The following is an 18,239-nucleotide window of genomic DNA, read 5'->3' as shown; positions in this document are numbered from 1 at the left end:
GTCTATTCTGCACTCGTTGCCGCTACACGGGCTCTGAACGGTCGGCCAGCGCTTTCGCAGGGTGGCGCTTCAAGTTTGCCTGCCCAAGTCAGCCAGTCACTCTCATTTGCCGATACGCCCGGTGCTCGGCCCCGGTGAAACGCGTCCTGATTATTCTGACGAAAGTCTAGTTGACGTACATGCCCGTCGCGACGGCCGGCGAATCGTTGACCGCTCGCGGCAAGCAGATCCGCGGATACTGCAGGATCTCATCGATGCATGAGGTCACCTCCGCGAGGATCGGCCGTATGCGGCCACCGAGCGCATGGGGGTTCGACATCCGCAGCTCGCGCAATCCGTCGGACAACCGCTTCACGGACGCGTATCCCCTATCCGGCAATGGCCAGCAATGCAGCAGGTAGCTGAGCGGTATGACACTTCTGCTTTCACACCAGATGTCGAACAGCCGCTCGCACGCGGTGTCGAGGAATTCGACCGCGATTTCGCGGCTTTCTGAATGACCGTTCATAACGGGACCGTTGATCTAGACGATTTCGATAAACCATCCTAAGGAGGCCGGGAGCGGCACGCAGTCAGGAAGCCCGGAAAAAAACCCTTCCAATCCGCTGAAGATGCCGTCAGGAAATCCTGAATGCGCGCCGCACCCTAACAACGGGATTACACGGTTTGTCAGTCACGGCAGGACGTGGCAGGATGAAAAAACCGCTCAGGCGAGAATCTGTGCGGACAAGCGCCAATCCGAGCGCACCACTGCTGTTTCGAGAAACCGACCATCCATGGATCGCAGGCGCTTTGTACTGGCAGCGCTGGCTGCGGCGGGCAGCACGCTTCGCGCGCGTGCCGCGCCTGCCGACTCTCCCGTCTACTTCGACGTTGTCTATCCCCGCATTCGGCCTGCCCGCGACGTGCACGCCGCGTTTGCGCTCGCCGTACTCGATCTGGCCATGAAGACAGCAAACGTTTCGTACACGTTGCGGGCAGCCGACATCGAAATGGAGCGCGCTCGGGCGCTAGCCGAACTGGCCGGCCCCGACAACATGATCAATCTGCACTGGACGAGTATGGAGGCGCAAGCCGAGCGCGGCAGGAATGTCGTGCGGATTCCGATTCATCGTGGACTGATTGGCCACCGGCTATTCATCATCCGAAAGGATCGGCAAGCGGATTTCGACAAGGTCGAACGCTTCTCCGATCTGAAAGCATTCATGTGCGGGCAGGGACTGGGGTGGATCGATACGGAGATCCTGAAGGCAGCCGGCCTGAACGTTCAGACTTCGACCTATGACACGATGTTCGAGATGACCCAGGGTGGCCGGGTCGACTATTTCCCGCGCGGCTTAGTTGAAGCATTTACTGAACTCGATGGCCGTCAGCACCAGGAGCCCGATCTCGTGGTCGAGAACCGGCTCCTGTTGAAATACCGATCGGATTTCATCTTCTATGTCGCCTCGGGCCACGAAGCATTGGCGGAGGCGATCGAAAGCGGGCTTACCACTGCGTATCGCAATGGCGCCTACATGAGACTGTTCAACTCCCATCATTACATTCAGGATGCGCTGGCACGCGCAAAGATCGGATCGCGCCTGACTTTTACGCTCGACAACCCTTTCCTTTCCGAAGCGGACCGTAAAATTCCAGACAAGTACTGGATGAGCTGACGATTCGAGACTTCATATACGCGGCGGCGGTTCACGCCGGCTCCATGCCGTGCGCCAGTTTGACAGACGCCGCAAGGGGCGAGGCAAGGAACGAAACGAATGCCTGTGCCTGCGCCGCTTGCGCGGACGCCACGCAAACCGCGGCGGAAAAAGTCGTGACGACCTGAAGATCAGACGGAAGGATCCCCACCACATCGACGCCGGGCAGGTGCATCAATTCGCTCAATTGCTGGAAGCCGAGTTGCACCTCACCGCTCGCGACGAGTGAGCCTACCGGCACGCCCGGCGGAGCCTGCACAACGCGCGGCGCGATAGTCCCTGAGATGCCCCAGCGCTCGAAAAGCCGCAACAGATGCGAACCGCTCGGTCCGGTGGAATATCCGATACTGCGGGCAGCCAGAATCGCACTGCGCACGGCGGGTCCGGTCGAGATGTCGGGATGCGCCGCGCCCGCCGCCACGGCGATTGCCACGTGAGAGCGGGCGATCTCCCGCTGACTGCCCGCCACGATCCGGCCGGCCGCCGCCAGCCGGTCGATTGCGTCGGCCGACAGCGCGACGACATCGAACCGCTCACCGTCCATCACACGCCGGGCCGCATCGACGCCGCCTACCGATTCGACCGACACCGATCGCCGCGAATCCTGCGCGTATCGTTCGGCGAGATCGGCGAGCACATTCCGGGTCGCCATTGATGAGATAACGGTGACCGTCTGCCCCATGGTTTGATCGATAGCCAAGTTACACGCCTTTTCAGTCGATATAGCTCAGCCCTGCTTCCTGCAAGGGCTCGCGCATGCGATACATATCCAGACCGAGCACGCCGGCAGCGAGCTTCGCGCGCTTCTCGGCCTCATTGGCTTCGCGCGCCGCCGCCTTGTCGAGCACCTTCTGCGCCGACGCTGCGGGGACCACCACGACGCCGTCTTCATCCGCGACGACGACGTCGCCGGGATTCACCAGCGCCCCGGCGCACACCACCGGAATGTTCACCGAGCCGAGCGTGGCCTTGATCGTCCCTTTGGCGGAAATCGCTTTGCTCCAGACCGGGAATTGCATGTCGGCCAGCACGCTTACGTCGCGCACGCCCGCATCGATGACGAGCCCCTGCGCGCCGCGTGCCTTGAAGCTCGTTGCCAGCAGATCACCGAAATAGCCGTCCGTGCAATCGGCCGTGACACCGGCAATGACAATATCGCCCGGCTGGATCTGTTCGGCGGCGACGTGCAGCATCCAGTTGTCGCCGGGCTGCAACAGAACCGTGACCGCCGTGCCATGGGCGCGCGCACCCGCGTAAATCGGCCGCATGTATGGCTTGAGCAGGCCGACACGGCCCATTGCCTCGTGCACGGTGGCCGTCCCAAGCGCACCGAGATTCGCAGCGACATCCTTCTGTGCTCGCTGAATGTTGCGATACACCACGCCTAATTCATACATGATCAAAGCCCCTTCATTTTCAATGCTGCATCGAGGCGCGGATAAACGCGCCGCGCGTTGCCTTCATAAATCTTGTACCGCTCGTCCGTATCGATCTGCGCGGACTCGATATAGCGCCGGGTGTCGTCGAAATAATTGCCCGTCTCGGGATCGATGCCGCGCACGGCGCCGATCATCTCGCTTGCAAACAGAATGTTGTCCACGGGAATCACGCGCGTCAGCAGATCGATGCCCGGCTGGTGATAGACGCAGGTGTCGAAGAAGACGTTGTTGAGCAGGTGGTCCTTCAAGAGCGGCTTCTTCAATTCCTGTGCGAGTCCGCGAAAGCGTCCCCAGTGGTACGGCACCGCACCGCCGCCGTGCGGAATCACGAAGCGCAGCGTTGGAAAATCGCGGAACAGGTCCGACGTGAGGCATTGCATGAACGCAGTGGTGTCGGCGTTCAGGTAGTGCGCGCCCGTTGTGTGGAAACACGCATTGCAACTCGTGCTCACGTGAATCATTGCGGGGATGTCGTACTCGACCATCTTCTCGTAGATCGGATACCAGTAGCGATCGGACAGCGGCGGGCTGGTCCAGTGACCGCCCGACGGGTCCGGGTTGAGATTGATCGCCACGTTGCCGTACTGCTCCACGCATTTCACGAGTTCCGGAATGCAGGTGGCGACATCCACGCCGGGGCTTTGCGGAAGCATTGCAGCCGGAATGAAATGATCGGGAAACAACTGGCTCACACGGAAGCACAACTCGTTGCAAATCGCCGCCCACGTGCTGGAGACCTGAAAATCACCGATGTGATGCGCCATGAAACTGGCGCGCGGGCTGAAGATCGTGAGATCGAGGCCGCGTTCGCGCATCAGGCGCAACTGGTTGCTTTCGATCGATTCGCGCAGTTCGTCGTCGCCGATCTGCAATTCGGAAACTTTGGGCACTTCCGAAGGAGTGTTGATGCCCGCAATCTGGCGGTTGCGCCACGTTTCCAGTGCTTTGGGTGCCGTTGTGTAGTGGCCGTGAATGTCGATGATCATCGTGACTCCGAACAGCGTTTGAATTGTTGCCGCAATGCCGGACGTGGCATCGCTCGATTACCTGGTCAGTGTGCCGTGTTGGGCTGCGCGGCCGGCTCGCTTACCCTGACCCGCTGGGCCAGCAGGATGGCCACCGCAGCCAGCGTTGCGGGCACCGCAAGCAGCGGGAGAATCGCGCTGAACTGCAAGCCGAGGCCGAGCAGCGCGCCGCCTATTGCCGAGCCGAAGATGCTGCCGAATCGCCCCATGCCCAACATCCAGCTCACGCCGGTGGCACGTGCGACCGTCGGGTAACGGCCTGGCGCAAACGCATTCAGCCCCGTCTGCGCACCGCTCATGCAAAAGCCGGCTGCAAACACGAACCACGCCAGCGAGGACGACAAAGCGCCGATCCATCCCAGCGCAAGAACACACAGCCCGCCGCCGAGATAGGCCGCACTGATGACCGGCGCCGGCCGCACTTTGTCCATCATCCACCCGACAAGAACCGCGCCGATCGTTCCGCCAATCTGGAACATCGCCGTCACGTTGGCCGCCGACGTGACGGTCAGCCCCGCATCTTTCATGAGCGTGGGCAGCCAGCCCGTCAGCAGATAGATCACGAGCAGGCCCATGAAATAGGTCGCCCAGAGCGCCACGGTCATGAAGCCGTAGCCGTGCGAAAAGAGCACGCCGATCGGTTTGCGCGTCGGCAACGGGGGCTCGCTGGAAACAAAAACCTCGTCGCCTGTAAAGCGCTCACCGCATACCCGGCCCAGAGTCGCGCCGATACGCGAGGGCGACGCGCCGCGCACCGCCAGGAGACGGGCCGATTCCGGTAGCAGCCACACCTGCAAGGGGATCAAGGCGAGCGGCAGAGCGCCACCAAAGATCAATACCGAACGCCAACCATGGTCGGGAATGAGCCAGCCGGCAACAAAACCGATCAAGGCCGAACCCAGATTGAAACCAGTGAACATGATGGTGATCAGCAGTGACCGCTTGCGCTGAGGTGCGTACTCCGAAAGCAGCGTGGTCGAGTTGGGCATCGCGGCGCCAAGACCAATGCCGGTCAGCAAACGCAGCGTGGCCATTTCCACAGGCGACCGGGTGAAGGCGGTCGCTATCGTGAACACACCGAAAAGGAAAACAGAAGTAATCAACACCCACTTACGGCCCACACGGTCCGAAGCAGGCCCCGCCCCGAGAGCACCGATCACGAGGCCGAGCGGCGCCGCGCTCATCACCAGACCGAACGCGGGTCGCGAAATCCCCCAGTCGTGAATGATCGAAGGCGCCACGAAGCCCATGATCGCCACGTCCATGCCATCCGCCGTCACGACCAGGAAACACAGCGCCACCAGCAGCCACTGGTAAGGCGAAATGGATCGCCCGTCGATAAACGCCTTGATATCAATCGTTCTTCCGTTAGTCATTGTTGACTCCTGTCTCCTTCCTATATGTCTCGCCCGACGCAACGATCGCGAACGGCTCCACAACGGCAACGCCAAAGCGGGTTAAAGGCCCACTCGAACGATGGCCAGAGTGGCGCGGCTCAACGCGCCATCGGAACTGTTTGTGCCGTTGATCTGTGTCTGCGTCGCGGAATTACCGCTTGCATGGTTGCCATGCGATCCCGGTCAACTGCGCCTGTTCTCAGCTCACTCTTTCTTCGGGCTGTCCCAGTCAAGTTTTCCGGCGGTCTTTCCCGCCACCGAATACAGCGCGCCGGGTGCATTGCGCGTGCGCTGGAAAGCTTCCAGCGTTTCCCCGCGCATGGCGGCGTAGATGTGAAGGTTCGAGACGCCTGTCACGGCGCCCAGCTTCTCCAGCATGAAAAAGATAACGCCGTAGTGCAGCATGCCGCGCCAATCCCGGCGACGGATCAGGTCTCGCTCCTCTTCGGTCAGCGCGGCCGCTTCGAAACTTGCCTCGGGATCGCTCAGGAAAGCCTCGCGATGGGCCGGCTCCACCATCCGGTGAAGATAATCGTTGATCCGATACGCCTTCACGGCGAGTTCAATCGTGAACGGATAGGTGCCTTCGAGCTTCTCGATATCGGCTAGCTGCGTCGCCATCCGTTGCCGGTGGCGCTCCAGAATGGAAGGCTTCGTCTCACCTTCCTCACCTTCATAGATGGCGGTCGCGATGCCCGCCATCGACGGCAAGTAGTAACTGCGATGCTTGCATACGACGCTCGACGGCAACGCGCCTCGCATCGTGAGCCACATGATCACCTCCGCGCCCTCGAACCCGCCTAGTTCCGCATATTCGGCGATCGTCATATCAGCAAGTTGCTCGGGATCGCGTTCGAAAAGATCGAGAAAGCGCTGGTCCCATTCCGTGTTGTTGAAGCCAGCACGCTCCCCATGTACCTGATGCGACAGGCCACCCGTCGCGACGATCGCGACCTTGAGATCCTCCGGGTAACTCTCGATCGCACGCCTTAGTGCCTGGCCAAGCTTGTAAAAACGCCGCGCGCTTGGCACTGGCACTTGCAGCACACCCATCTGCAACGGCACGAGTTTCACGGGCCATTCGGGGGTATGCGGGCAGAGCATCGATAGAGGCGAGAAACAGCCGTGATCGAGCGCCTTGTTCTGGAAGAAGGACATATCGAACTCGTCGGTCATGAGCGACGTGCCGATGTGCGCGGCCAAGCCCGGATGTCCGCTGATAGGCGGCAGATCCCGCGCGCCCCCTCCCTCGTCGGCGACCTTCCACTCGGGCCCCACGCCTAGCGCGAACGCCGAATAGTGGTCAAAGAAGAACGACGTGACATGGTCGTTATAGATAACCAGCAGCACATCAGGACGCTTCTGCGCGAGCCAGTCCGCCAGCGGAGCGAAATTTTCGAAGATCGGAGCCCACACCGGATCGTCGCGCTTGTTCTTGTCGAAAGCAAAGCCAATGGTTGGTGTGTGTGAGGCCGCGATGCCTCCGATGATCCGTGCCATGCCCATACTCCTCAGAAATCTCAGATGACCGCCCATCGAGGCGCCTTAGGTGGCGAGCGCGGAGAATACGGTTAGCGGCGCTCCGGCGACGATGGGGCCCACCCTAAGTGGTCGCGACCTGGATACCGCCAACCATCATCCCGCTATTCGCTCACAGCCCTTTCCTTGCGCCGCACATACTTCCGCGAAACCAGATGGGTCGGGTAACCGGCGCGGCTATCTTCCGCACCGGCTTTCGGATACAAATATAGGGAGTTAATCTGCTGGAAGGAAGGGTGGGGAAACCACCGTCATTACCACCAAAGTTGCATAATTGATGGCCATTACCGACTCTTCGCTTGCGCGGCAAGTGCCGCGAAGCGCGCTGCGACAAGGGCTTTTGTAATCCCGCACCGGGAAAGATCCAACAATGGATCCCGCTCGGACCGTCCGGGTGCGATAAACAGAACAGATGCCTTATGAATGAAATAGCAATTCGGAATTCCAGAACACGGCCCCGTCCATGAGCAGCAACGAACTTCTCAACCTCTCGCAATTGCGCGCATTCCGAATGGTCGCCGACACGGGCAGCGCCACGCGCGCCGCCGCAGCCCTGTTTCGCGCCCAATCGGCCGTCACTCGGTCTGTCCAGGAACTCGAGTCGGCACTTGGCGAGCCGCTCTTTGTCCGCAGTCCGTCGGGCATGCTTCCAACGCCAGTCGGCCGGGCGATTCTCAAACGTTGCGAGCGGATCTTCGCCGAACTGGAAGAACTCGCGCAGTGGTGCTCGGCGCGGCAGGCACGCCGCCGCGCCGCGGCGGAGGGCGCGTTGCCGGCTTATCTGCTCAACACACGGCGGCTGCAACTGTTTGCGGCGCTCGCCCGCCATCGGCACATGCCTAGCGCAGCGAGGACCTTCGGCATCAGCCAGCCAGCCGTGAGCACCGCGATTCGCATGCTGGAAAGCGGCTCCGGTCTGACTTTATTTCATCGTAGCCCGCGCGGCATCCTGCTCACGACAGAAGGTGAAACGTTTCTGCTGCGCGTGCGTCGCGCGTTGAACGAACTAAGGCACGTACCCGACGACGTCGCGGCAACGCACGGTCAGATTCAAGGCACGGTGACAGTCGGTGCGCTGCCGCTCGGACGCACGCTGATCCTGCCAAAAGCGATCGCACGAATGACCAGGGAAAATCCAGGTGTGCGCACCATCACGAACGAAAGTGCCTACGAGGCGCTCGTTGCAGACCTGCGCGCGGGTGACGTCGACTTTATCCTCGGCGCGCTACGGGAGAACGACGCCGCGAGTGGCCTGAAGAACGAGCGATTGATGTCGTCCGACATGGCATTGCTCGTACGCCGCGATCACCCGCTCGCCCAAGCGCGCGATCTCAGCATCATGGACCTGCGCGACGCACAGTGGATCCTCCCGCGCAGCAACGCACCGGCTCTTGGGCTCTTCGAAAAACAGTTCAGGCGAATGAAGGTCAAACCGCCTGTGCCGACCGTGGAAACCGCGGACCTGGCAGTGATTCGCGGTCTGCTATTCGACACGGACATGATTGCCGCGCTGTCGGCCCACCAATTGCAACTGGAAATTCAGTCCGGACAACTGGCGATTCTCGACGTCAAGTTACACAACACGCGACGCGACATCGGTTTGACCATGCGCTCGACCGGCAGCCCGTCCCCGGCCGCGCGAGCTTTGATCGATGCGATCCGCGTGTCCGTTGTAGACGTGATGCGCACACACAGTGGCTGAAGTCCGGCAATTCGGCAGGCGTTATTCGACATGGCGAAAGCGATTCGCCAATTCCGAAAAACATGGAAGTTCGCGCGCTGCATCGCGGACTTTCAGGGGGGAGGATTTTGCGAGAACAGTCCGCGGAGAAACAGAAAGACTCGCTGATTCCCTGGAGCACTCTTCAGGGAATCAGCGAGTCATCGATCAGATACTTTCCGGCGTAGCCGGAGCCACTGCAGTCAGTACGAAAGCCGTCGTGATCGCCGTGTGCGGGAAGCCGATCCTTGTCGGCTGCCGCACACGCGGATGGAGCGAGCTATTACGCACTCACGTCGAAATCAGTTATGGCTGTAGTTGACGACAGGAGCCGAATAGGAGCTGCGGATCGTTTCCGAACGGCTGCCGGCCTGCGACGAACCATTCGTGGCCGAACCGTAACCGCTGGTTTGGACGGCGCCGTTTTGCGCGGCTACACGAGCCTCGGCAGCTTGGATATCAGCCGGGTATTGGGGGTCGCTCGCGGTGGCCGGGTTGTAGCCGGCCTTTTCCAGCTGAACCAGCTCAGCGCGCACTTGAGCGCGCGTAACCGGCTGATTCGATTGAGCAAAAGCGGCGAGCGGTGCGGTGATGAGTGCGGCGATGACAGCGGCTTCGATCAGGGATTTCATGATAACTACCTCCAGAGATTGTTTTTGCCACGCTGCGAATCGGTTTGTCTGCAGCGGATGAACACAGTCTAGGAGTCAGTCTATTTAGGGTAAACCCCCAATCGCCTAATTCACTGTTGCGATAATCGGGATAATTGCGTGGAGGGCACAAGATTTAACCTCTCCGACGGCGGCAATTCGCCGGCCTTTGTACCGCCTGTCCCCTGTCCCCCGTCCCCTCTCGCCTCGCGGTGGCGCTTCTGCGCCTTTACGCCGGCCCCATGGAAGGCTGCCGGTCGCTTCTCGGGCTCGCGCCGAAGCGCGCGCGATACGTCCGCGAAAAATGCGAGGGCGACTCGAATCCGCATGCCACGCAAATCGAAGTAATCGACATGTCGGTCTGTTGCAGTAACTCGCGCGCACGCGCAAGGCGCAACTGCAGATAGAAATGCGTCGGCGTGTCTTTCAGCGAGGCGCAAAAGAGCCGCTCGAGTTGACGCCGCGTCACGCCGATCTCCTGCGCGAGCCGATCCGGGGCGAGCGGCTCTTCCATATGCTGTTCCATCACGCCGATCACCTGAATCAGCTTGCGGTTGTGTACGCCGTAACGCGCGGCGATCTCCATACGCTGATGATCCGAGCGCTGGCGGATCCGGCCCACCACGAATTGCTCCGACACCGCCGAGGCCAGCGCGGCGCCATGCTCGCGGCCGATCAGGTCGAGCATCATGTCGATCGATGCGGTGCCGCCCGCGCACGTAATGCGCCGCGCGCCGATTTCGAACAGCTCCTGACTCGCGTCCAGCGACGGATAACGCTCGCGAAACGCCGACAGCGCTTCCCAGTGCACGGTCACGTTGTCCGCACTGCCCAGCAGGCCGGCTTCGGCGAGCACGAAACTGCCGGTGTCGATACCACCGAGCGTTGCCCCCGCGCGGTCCAGGCGCTTCAGACAATCCCCCAGCGCACGCGTATAGCAGGCAAGAGGCTCGAAGCCCGCGACGACGAAGAGCGTTTGCGCCGCGGCCACGTCGCCGATGGCCGCATCGGCGTTGATCGAAATGCCGTTGCTGGCGGCCACCGGCGCGCCGTCGACACTCAGAATGCGCCAGCGGTACAGATCGCCCTGAAAGCGATTGGCCACCCTCAACGGTTCCACCGCCGACATGAAGCCGATCGCCGAAAAGCCCGGCAACAAGAGGAACGACATATCTTCGGGCATCGTGCAAACACTCGATCAGGAGAGACGAAAACGCGGGCGGACGCGGGCTTGCGGCGAGCCTAGCAAGCAGCACGCAAGTGGGCAAGGCGCGTCAAAAATCCCTCGGCGGCGCTGTTGTACCCGCTGTACCACCCGCTGTTGCACTGCAAGACGAAGCGCCGCTGGTTTTCCCTCATAGTCGCGTGGAAGCAAGAACCGGTCGCTGGCGGTCGCTTTGTGCGGAATATGGGGCATTAACGTTACGTCATCGTGCAGTTCAGGCATCACACAGGCCGTATCGCATGTCCGGGGGCCGCTTCGCCAGGTTTCATCTGCTCAGGCGCGGCCCGGTTCGAAACACGCTGTTGAACGTGTCAGAAGAGGGAACATCATGAAGTTACGCATCAAAGCCTTGCTTGCCCATTTTGTATGCCTCGCGGCCTCGGCCGTTACCGCGCTGCCGGCCTTCGCGCAGGATCCGGCTGCCTGCCGCGCGGTGCATTTTGCCGACATCGGCTGGACCGATATCACTTCGACCACCGCGCTTGCTTCGACCGTGTTCGAAGGGCTCGGCTATCAGCCGGTGACGACCGTCGCCTCGGTGCCCATCTCGTTTGCAGGCCTGAAGAGCAAACAGCTCGACGTATCGCTCGGCTACTGGTGGCCGGTGCAGGAAAAGGCGATCGCGCCGTTCGTCGATTCGAAATCGATCCAGGTGCTGCAACCGCCCAATCTGACGGGCGCCAAAGCCACGTTCGCCGTGCCGAGCTACGAATACGACGCGGGCCTGAAAACCTTCGCCGACATTGCCAAACACCGTGAGCAGCTCGACGACAAGATCTACGGCATCGAACCCGGCAGCAGCGCGAATGCGGCGATCCAGAAAATGATCGCCAACAATCAGTTCGGACTCGGCGGCTTCAAGCTGATCGAATCGAGCGAAGCGGGCATGCTCGTTTCGGTCGATCGCGCGATCCGCGAGAAAAAGTGGGTGGTCTTTCTCGGCTGGGAACCTCATCCGATGAACATTCAGATCGACATGAAATACCTCACCGGCAGCGACGGCGTGTTCGGTCCCAACGACGGCGAAGCACGCGTTTATACACTGACGTCCCCCGACTTTCTGACGCGTTGCCCGAACGCGGGCAAGCTCGTGAGCAATCTGCGCTTTTCGACGCAGCTCGAAAACGTGGTCATGCAATCGGTCATGAACAAGGAAAAACCGGCCGACGCCGCCAAAGCCTATCTGAAGAAAAACCCGCAAGTACTCGACGCATGGCTTGCCGGCGTCAAAACCTACGACGGCAAGGACGGCTTGCCCGCGGTCAAGGCTTATCTGGGTCTTTGATCCCGACAGTCGCGCATTTCAATCCACAGGAACTAGCACGCATGAATCATGAAGTCATCGTGACCTGCGCGGTCACCGGCGCAGGCGATACCGTCGGCAAGCATCCGGCCATTCCCGTCACGCCGAAGCAGATCGCCGAGGCCGCCATTGAAGCCGCCAAGGCCGGCGCCACCGTCGCACACTGCCACGTGCGCGATCCGAAGACCGGACGCGGCAGCCGCGATCCGCAGCTGTATCGCGAGGTGGTCGACCGCATTCGCTCTTCGGGCACGGACGTGATCATCAACTTGACGGCCGGCATGGGCGGCGATCTGGAGATCGGCTCAGGCGAAGACCCGATGCGTTTTGGCGCGGGCACCGATCTGGTCGGCGGCCTGACGCGCCTCGCGCATGTCGAGGAGTTGCTGCCGGAAATCTGCACGCTCGATTGCGGCACGCTCAATTTCGGCGATGGCGACTACATCTATGTATCCACACCCGCGCAATTGCGAGCCGGCGCACAGCGCATCCAGGAACTCGGCGTGAAGCCGGAACTGGAGATCTTCGATACGGGCCATTTGTGGTTCGCCAAGCAATTGCTCAAGGAAGGCTTGCTCGACGCACCGCCGCTGTTTCAGATTTGCCTCGGCATTCCGTGGGGGGCGCCCGCCGACACCACGACCATGAAAGCCATGGCCGATAACCTGCCGCCCGGCGCGCAATGGGCCGGCTTCGGCATTGGCCGCATGCAGATGCCGATGGTCGCGCAGGCCATGCTGCTCGGCGGCCACGTGCGCGTCGGCCTCGAAGACAACATCTGGCTCGACAAAGGTGTGCCCGCAACGAATGGCACGCTCGTGCAACGCGCGGTGGAAATCATCGAACGGCTCGGCGCGCGTGCGCTGACGCCTGCCGAAGGACGCCGCAAGCTGGGCCTGCCCGCGCGTGGCGAACGCCAATTGGAGCGGCGTGCGGCGGGACAGTACGCGTGATCGTGCGCCACGCGCGTTGCCTGCATGGCGGCGCGCATCGCAATCAGACAACACACAGGCAAAGGAAACGTCAGCAATGGCAGTGATCGTCGATATCAAAACATTCGCGGCAATCGGAGTTGGCGTGATCGGCAGCGGCTGGGTGGCGCGCGCGCTCGCGCACGGGCTCGATGTTCTCGCGTGGGACCCGGCGCCGGGCGCGGAGAAACAGTTGCGCGAGAACATCGCGAACGCCTGGCCGGCGCTGCAGCGCGTGGGGTTGGCCGCGGGCGCGTCGCCGGAGCGACTGCGCTTCGTCGACACGATCGAAGCCTGCGTCGGGCAGGCGGACTTCATCCAGGAAAGCGCGCCGGAGCGCGAGGAATTGAAGCTCGCGCTGCATGAACAGATTAGCCGTGCGGCAAAGCCGGATGCGATCATCGCTTCGTCGACGTCGGGTCTTCTGCCGAGCGACTTTTACGCGCGTGCGGTGAACCCGCAGCGTTGCATTGTCGGCCATCCGTTCAATCCGGTGTATCTGTTGCCGCTCGTCGAAGTGGTGGGCGGCGAAAGCACCGCCCCGGAAACCCTCGACGCCGCGCAACAGGTGTATCGTGCTCTTTCGATGCGGCCGCTGCGGGTCCGCAAGGAAGTGCCCGGTTTCATCGCTGACCGCCTGCTCGAAGCGCTGTGGCGCGAAGCCTTGCATCTGGTCAACGAAGGCGTTGCGACCACCGGCGAAATCGACGACGCGATCCGTTTCGGCGCGGGCATCCGCTGGTCGTTCATGGGCACGTTCCTCACCTACACGCTGGCGGGCGGCGATGCGGGCATGCGCCATTTCATGCAGCAGTTCGGACCGGCGCTGGAGCTACCGTGGACTAAACTGGTCGCGCCGAAGCTGACGGATGAACTGATCGACCGGGTCGTGGACGGCACGGCTGAACAGGTCGGCCCGCGGTCGATCAAGCAGCTGGAACGTTACCGCGACGATTGCATTACGAGTGTGCTGACGGCGATTGCGGAGGCGAAGGCACGGCATGGCTTGCTGCCGGCCGATTGATGCCTTGAAATGCGCGGCGTGAGCAGCGAGCAGCGAGCAGCACCACGTTCGCCCGCAACCGACGCCTTTGATACAAAACACAAAGAGGACTGCCGATGCCGCAACCTGCTGCCCTGCCCTGCTATCGCGATACGGTGCGGGCCGAATGGGTCGATTACAACGGCCATTTGCGCGACGCGTTCTATATGCTGATTTTCAGCTTCGCGACCGACGCGCTGATCGACCTGATCGGTTTGCCGGACGCAGTGCGCAAAGCGCGCCGGCGCTCGATCTACACGCTCGAAGCCCACATCAACTATCTGCATGAGATCAAGGAAGGCGCACAGGTGCGCGTCGACATGCGGGTGCTCGGCCACGATGCCAAGCGCCTGCATCTCTACCTGGAGATGTTTACCGGCGACGGCGGCGACCCGGTGGCCGCGGGCGAGCAGATGTTGCTGCATGTCGATACCGGCGGGCCGCGCGCCGCCGCGTTCGATCCGGATGTCGCCGCGCACGTACGCGGGCTGGCCGACGCGCATGCCGCGCTGCCACCGGCCAGGTTTGCCGGCCGCGTGATCGGCTTGCCCGCCACCACGAAACCCAGCGGGATTGAACATGCTTGAGCCAGAGATTGCCGCGTTTATCGAAAGAACCGCCGCGATTTACTCAGGGCATTCGACTTCGCTGACGCCGTCCGAGCAGCGCCAGATTTACGACCGGTACGCGGCGGCGTTCACGCCCGCGCTGCCCGATAACGTCGCGACCCAGGACGCCGCGTTCCAATCCCGCGCGGGCCATTCGATTGCGCTGCGGCTGTACCGCAACCGCGCAAGCCGGCACGAAGCGCCGCCTGGCACCGTGCTGTACTTTCACGGCGGAGGCTTCGTACTCGGCTCGCTCGACAGCCATCAGGTCATGACGGCGCGCATCGCCGCGGACACCGGTTTTGACGTGATCGCGGTCGACTACCGGCTCGCGCCCGAACACCGCGCCCCAGCCGCGCACGACGATTGCCTGGAGGTCACGCTCGCCGCTTTGGCAGGACGCTTACCGTTCGATTTACAGTCCGGCGCCACGCTGCAACTGGCCGGCGACAGCGCCGGCGCCACGCTTGCGGCCAGTGTGGCGATGCGCCTACGCGATGACGGCATTGTGGGCCTGCGCGGCCTTGCGCTGGTCTATCCGATGCTCGGCACCGACCCTCAGCCGCCCGCGCGTGAAACCGAAGCGCATGCGCCCATGCTCAAACTGGCGGATGTTCACGCATTCCGCGATTTTTATTGGGGCACACACCCGCCGTACCCCGCGTGGACCATCCCACTCGACGCGACACGCTTCGACAGCCTGCCGCCGACGCTCGCGATCGGCGTCGAACACGATCCGTTGAGAGATGACGCGCGCGTGTTTGCGGAGCGTATCCATGCAGCCGGTGGAGAAGCGCGGCTGTGGATCGGCGCCGGACTCGTGCACGGATGCTGGCGCGCTATTGAATCCAGCCCAGGCGTGCAGAGCTTGCACGCGGAGGTGTGCCGTTTTCTATGCGCGCATGCGGCACCGGCGTCTTCTGCCGGTCAGCGCTGAGGTTCGCGCGGCGAGCGGCTCGGCGCCTTGCGCAGCGCACGGTCCGCGGGTGTATTCGGCGCCGGCAACCGCACCGTGAAGGTGGTATGCGTGCCGCTTATCGAACTGCACTCGATACTCCCGCCCAGAAGCTCCGTTGCGCGACGGCAGAACGCGAGCCCCATCCCCGCGCCGCTGCCGTGACGTTTGGTCGTGAAAAAAGCGTCGAAGATATAGGGCAGAACGTCGGGCGAAATGCCCGGCCCGGTGTCACGGAATTGCAGCACGCAAAAGTCCTGATCCTGAGCGGCGCTGATCGTGATCTGACCATCGCCGCCCAGGCGGATCGCATGCAACGCGTTTTTCAGCAGGTTGAACAGCACGAAGACCACCACCGTATCCGAACCCGAGAACGCCATGGCGGGATCGATGGGCGTCACCGTGACGCGCGCTCGCTCGCCGCTGTGAAACGGATAACGTTCCAGCGCCGACATCACACATTGCCGCACCGAATGCCGGCTGAAGCCGCTGCGGTCCAGACGATCGAGCGTGTAGGATGCGAGCGCCATCTCAACCATCGCGCTGGTTCCCGAGACTTCGCGCCGGATTGCCGTCGCCAGCTGGCCGATGCGCTCGGTTTGTCCGGATGGGTCATGGTCATCGTAAATGCCGTGCGTGACCGCCATCCGGTAGCCGTCGAACACGTGAGACCAGACGCTGGCGATCTCGTCGGCGTGCATGCCGATGGTCGCGAGCGGCGTCGATATCTCGTGCGCGATGGTCGCCGCAACGGCATACGGGTGAATCAGGTGATAGCGGACAATGGTGATCGCCAGCAGCGCGAGGCTGAGACCGATGAACAGGACGCCCGGTGGATAAAACCCGTAGCCGTAGTTGACCGCGTAATCCACCGCCGCAAACGAGTACAGGCAAAGGCTCGCCAGGCACAGGTCGAGGCGTCTGCGCGCGTGCCCCTCGGCCTTGCGGCGCGCGGCGAGCAGAAGCTGCCCGCTGCGCACGGCCAGCAACACGGTCTGCACGACATGCAACGGATGCAGCGGCCCGGCGACCGGATAGAAGCCGAAGAAGAAGCGCTGATAGCCGGCCACCACTTCGTTGCCGGGAAGCAGTATCGCGAGGACGAAGCACAGGCCGTACGACGCGAGCAGTATTGGCCGCTCACGGCGCTGCGCCACCACCTCCGTGACGAAGTGATAGAACGTGGTGGGTAGAAAGAGAATGAAGAGATAGCCGCACCGGACCAGCATTTCCGCGGTCTGCGGGTTGTCGGTCTGGAACAGTAGTGTCCAGGTGCCTTGCCAGGCGAACGTCGCCGCGCACATCAGGATAAACGGCGTGAATAGCCGCGTCGCCCCCTGCGTGATCAGTACGTACAGGCCGAACACCACGAACATCGCGGACACGAAGGCTGTCGGAATTGCGTACATGTGGCTCAACGTGTCGGCCGAATTTAGCGATTCCGCTCATTCCGCCATTGCGCGAAAGTTACGAGGTTCATGCCCACGTCGGCTGCGTCGATCGGGGACCAGCAGTAGAACACGTCACCCCAGCCCGGAACGGGCTGCGGTGTCAGCGTCCTGAAGTTCATGCCGGAACGGTAGGCCAGATTCGGCCAGAATACCGGCATCACCTCGCGCACCGCCATCTGTTTCAGCAGGTCGGCCGGGCCGTCCTCGTCCGCCACGATTTCGCCCTGTGAGATCCAGTCGTTCTCGGCCCATGCAACGAAAACGCTCGGGTTTCCGGCGCGGTCGAACATCAGAATGGCATCCTGTTCCGGGCGCCAATAGTATTCGACGATGTTATGCGCGGCCACCAGTTCGTCGATGACTTTGCGCGTACGCGGATCGCAGTACGTCATGCCGCTATCGCCCAACGCCAGCCAGCCGCCTTCTGAACAATGCCTGTTTTTTGCATCTTTCAGGAAGTTGGCCAGCCGGTTTGCGGAATCGATATCCGTCTTTCTCAGGTATAAATCGACGATCCCGGCGTTAAAGGCCTTGACCGCGACGGTTTCGTCCGCCACACCGGTCAACAGCACTTTCGCGCAGCGCAGATTGGAGATGGCCGAGAGAAATTCGACGCCGCTCATGCCCGGCATGTCGAAATCCACGACCACCGCCGCCACTTCCGAAAAGCGTGCGCCGCGCGCCAGAATGTCCCGCTCCGCCGAGCTTTCCACGTAGCGCTCGAAACCCGTCTCGCTCACACAGGCCGACGCCGGCGCAAACTCCAGCGAATTTTCGCGGGCATGCTGACGGATGAAGGCGAGCGCGGTTTGAGGCCGCGTAAAAAACAGATTCGTGGTGATATCGGGAAAGAAACGCCGCAGGGCGTCCAGGTAGCCGTCGTTGTCATCCACGAAAACAACCGTTGACGGGTACAGAACAGGTGGTCGGATAAAGTTGTTCATATTTTCACGTGGTTCGTCGCGCCGCCTCCGGAGAATGGCCGCGGCAGGCCAGCCGCCGGAAGACAAGGCGAGTCCGTAAGCCATGTCGCGGCGTGGCGCCCCCAGATTGGAGAGCGGCCGACGCTTCGACCACTGCCTGCACGCCCGCCCCGCACTTTGCCGCTACAGGTTTTCCGTGTGTTCGCATATGGAACACGCCGGCGTGCCTCTTACCCGCTCATAGGGCGGATTCTCTCATGCTGGTCCGCAAACTTCGTATTCCCCTGAACTATA

General features: G+C 62.0%; 17 protein-coding genes. 7 read left to right on the top strand and 10 right to left on the bottom strand.

Translation table 11 applies throughout. The annotated features are described in order from the left end of the window. Positions 1–166 precede the first annotated feature (166 nt). Positions 167–508 carry a hypothetical protein gene (locus tag AC57B1_RS27380; protein ID WP_408342498.1) on the bottom strand — a complete coding sequence of 114 codons (342 nt, stop codon included), beginning with the start codon at positions 506–508 and terminating at the stop codon, positions 167–169. A gap of 268 nt (positions 509–776) precedes the next feature. Here AC57B1_RS27380 and AC57B1_RS27375 point away from each other — a divergent pair, with 268 nt between their 5' ends. Then, positions 777–1,658, top strand: a complete 882-nt coding sequence (locus tag AC57B1_RS27375) for a transporter substrate-binding domain-containing protein (RefSeq protein ID WP_496419228.1) — start codon at positions 777–779, stop codon at positions 1,656–1,658. Positions 1,659–1,689: 31 nt separating this feature from the next. On the opposite strand, the gene AC57B1_RS27370 is transcribed toward AC57B1_RS27375, so the two are convergent. From AC57B1_RS27370 to AC57B1_RS27350, 5 genes are all read right to left on the bottom strand, one after another. Further along, the gene (locus tag AC57B1_RS27370) at positions 1,690–2,379 is read right to left on the bottom strand and encodes a substrate-binding domain-containing protein (protein WP_496419332.1); all 690 of its coding nucleotides are present in this window, start codon (positions 2,377–2,379) and stop codon (positions 1,690–1,692) included. A gap of 31 nt (positions 2,380–2,410) precedes the next feature. Next, positions 2,411–3,094: a 4-carboxy-4-hydroxy-2-oxoadipate aldolase/oxaloacetate decarboxylase gene (gene ligK, locus AC57B1_RS27365; RefSeq protein WP_496419227.1), complete on the bottom strand. Its 684-nt coding sequence runs from the start codon at positions 3,092–3,094 to the stop codon at positions 2,411–2,413. A 2-nt stretch (positions 3,095–3,096) separates the two neighbouring features. Continuing rightward, positions 3,097–4,122 carry an amidohydrolase family protein gene (locus tag AC57B1_RS27360; RefSeq protein ID WP_496419226.1) on the bottom strand — a complete coding sequence of 342 codons (1,026 nt, stop codon included), beginning with the start codon at positions 4,120–4,122 and terminating at the stop codon, positions 3,097–3,099. A gap of 65 nt (positions 4,123–4,187) precedes the next feature. After that, complete coding sequence (locus AC57B1_RS27355) at positions 4,188–5,537, bottom strand: MFS transporter (RefSeq protein ID WP_496419225.1); 1,350 nt, start codon at positions 5,535–5,537, stop codon at positions 4,188–4,190. Positions 5,538–5,762: 225 nt separating this feature from the next. Next, positions 5,763–7,058 carry a gallate dioxygenase gene (locus AC57B1_RS27350; protein ID WP_408478609.1) on the bottom strand — a complete coding sequence of 432 codons (1,296 nt, stop codon included), beginning with the start codon at positions 7,056–7,058 and terminating at the stop codon, positions 5,763–5,765. 502 nt (positions 7,059–7,560) lie between these two features. On the opposite strand from AC57B1_RS27350, the gene AC57B1_RS27345 reads away from it, so the two are divergent. After that, a complete protein-coding gene (locus AC57B1_RS27345) occupies positions 7,561–8,799 on the top strand; it encodes a LysR family transcriptional regulator (protein WP_408342486.1) in 1,239 nt (412 codons plus the stop codon). A gap of 320 nt (positions 8,800–9,119) precedes the next feature. Here AC57B1_RS27345 and AC57B1_RS27340 read toward each other — a convergent pair whose 3' ends face one another. Further along, positions 9,120–9,449: a DUF4148 domain-containing protein gene (locus AC57B1_RS27340; RefSeq protein ID WP_408342484.1), complete on the bottom strand. Its 330-nt coding sequence runs from the start codon at positions 9,447–9,449 to the stop codon at positions 9,120–9,122. Positions 9,450–9,696: 247 nt separating this feature from the next. After that, positions 9,697–10,650, bottom strand: a complete 954-nt coding sequence (locus tag AC57B1_RS27335; protein ID WP_496419224.1) for a GlxA family transcriptional regulator — start codon at positions 10,648–10,650, stop codon at positions 9,697–9,699. A gap of 370 nt (positions 10,651–11,020) precedes the next feature. Between AC57B1_RS27335 and AC57B1_RS27330 the strand changes: the two genes are divergently transcribed. The 5 genes from AC57B1_RS27330 to AC57B1_RS27310 all read left to right on the top strand — a co-directional run bounded on the left by AC57B1_RS27330 (position 11,021) and on the right by AC57B1_RS27310 (position 15,553). Continuing rightward, positions 11,021–11,977, top strand: coding sequence for a choline ABC transporter substrate-binding protein (locus AC57B1_RS27330; RefSeq protein ID WP_496419223.1), 957 nt, complete (start codon positions 11,021–11,023; stop codon positions 11,975–11,977). 41 nt (positions 11,978–12,018) lie between these two features. Next, positions 12,019–12,948 carry a 3-dehydrocarnitine:acetyl-CoA trimethylamine transferase CdhC gene (gene cdhC / locus AC57B1_RS27325; protein WP_496419222.1) on the top strand — a complete coding sequence of 310 codons (930 nt, stop codon included), beginning with the start codon at positions 12,019–12,021 and terminating at the stop codon, positions 12,946–12,948. Between the two features lie 76 nt (positions 12,949–13,024). Next, the gene (locus AC57B1_RS27320; RefSeq protein WP_408342480.1) at positions 13,025–13,990 is read left to right on the top strand and encodes an L-carnitine dehydrogenase; all 966 of its coding nucleotides are present in this window, start codon (positions 13,025–13,027) and stop codon (positions 13,988–13,990) included. 95 nt (positions 13,991–14,085) lie between these two features. Then, positions 14,086–14,595 carry a thioesterase family protein gene (locus AC57B1_RS27315; protein ID WP_496419221.1) on the top strand — a complete coding sequence of 170 codons (510 nt, stop codon included), beginning with the start codon at positions 14,086–14,088 and terminating at the stop codon, positions 14,593–14,595. Next, positions 14,588–15,553, top strand: coding sequence for an alpha/beta hydrolase (locus AC57B1_RS27310; RefSeq protein ID WP_496419220.1), 966 nt, complete (start codon positions 14,588–14,590; stop codon positions 15,551–15,553). The genes AC57B1_RS27315 and AC57B1_RS27310 overlap by 8 nt, the downstream gene beginning before the upstream one ends. On the opposite strand, the gene AC57B1_RS27305 is transcribed toward AC57B1_RS27310, so the two are convergent. Both AC57B1_RS27305 and AC57B1_RS27300 read right to left on the bottom strand, forming a co-directional pair. Then, positions 15,544–16,980, bottom strand: a complete 1,437-nt coding sequence (locus AC57B1_RS27305; RefSeq protein ID WP_408182922.1) for a sensor histidine kinase — start codon at positions 16,978–16,980, stop codon at positions 15,544–15,546. The genes AC57B1_RS27310 and AC57B1_RS27305 overlap by 10 nt on opposite strands. Positions 16,981–17,003: 23 nt before the next feature. Next, positions 17,004–17,966 (bottom strand): response regulator, encoded by a 963-nt coding sequence (locus AC57B1_RS27300; protein WP_408182924.1) that lies wholly within the window; start codon positions 17,964–17,966, stop codon positions 17,004–17,006. Positions 17,967–18,239 lie beyond the last annotated feature (273 nt).

This window comes from Paraburkholderia sp. BGA-UO-ETr-F21 (assembly GCF_059567925.1).
The sequence above is the reverse complement of the archived record's forward strand: the minus strand, read 5'-3'. Positions and strand labels throughout refer to the sequence as shown.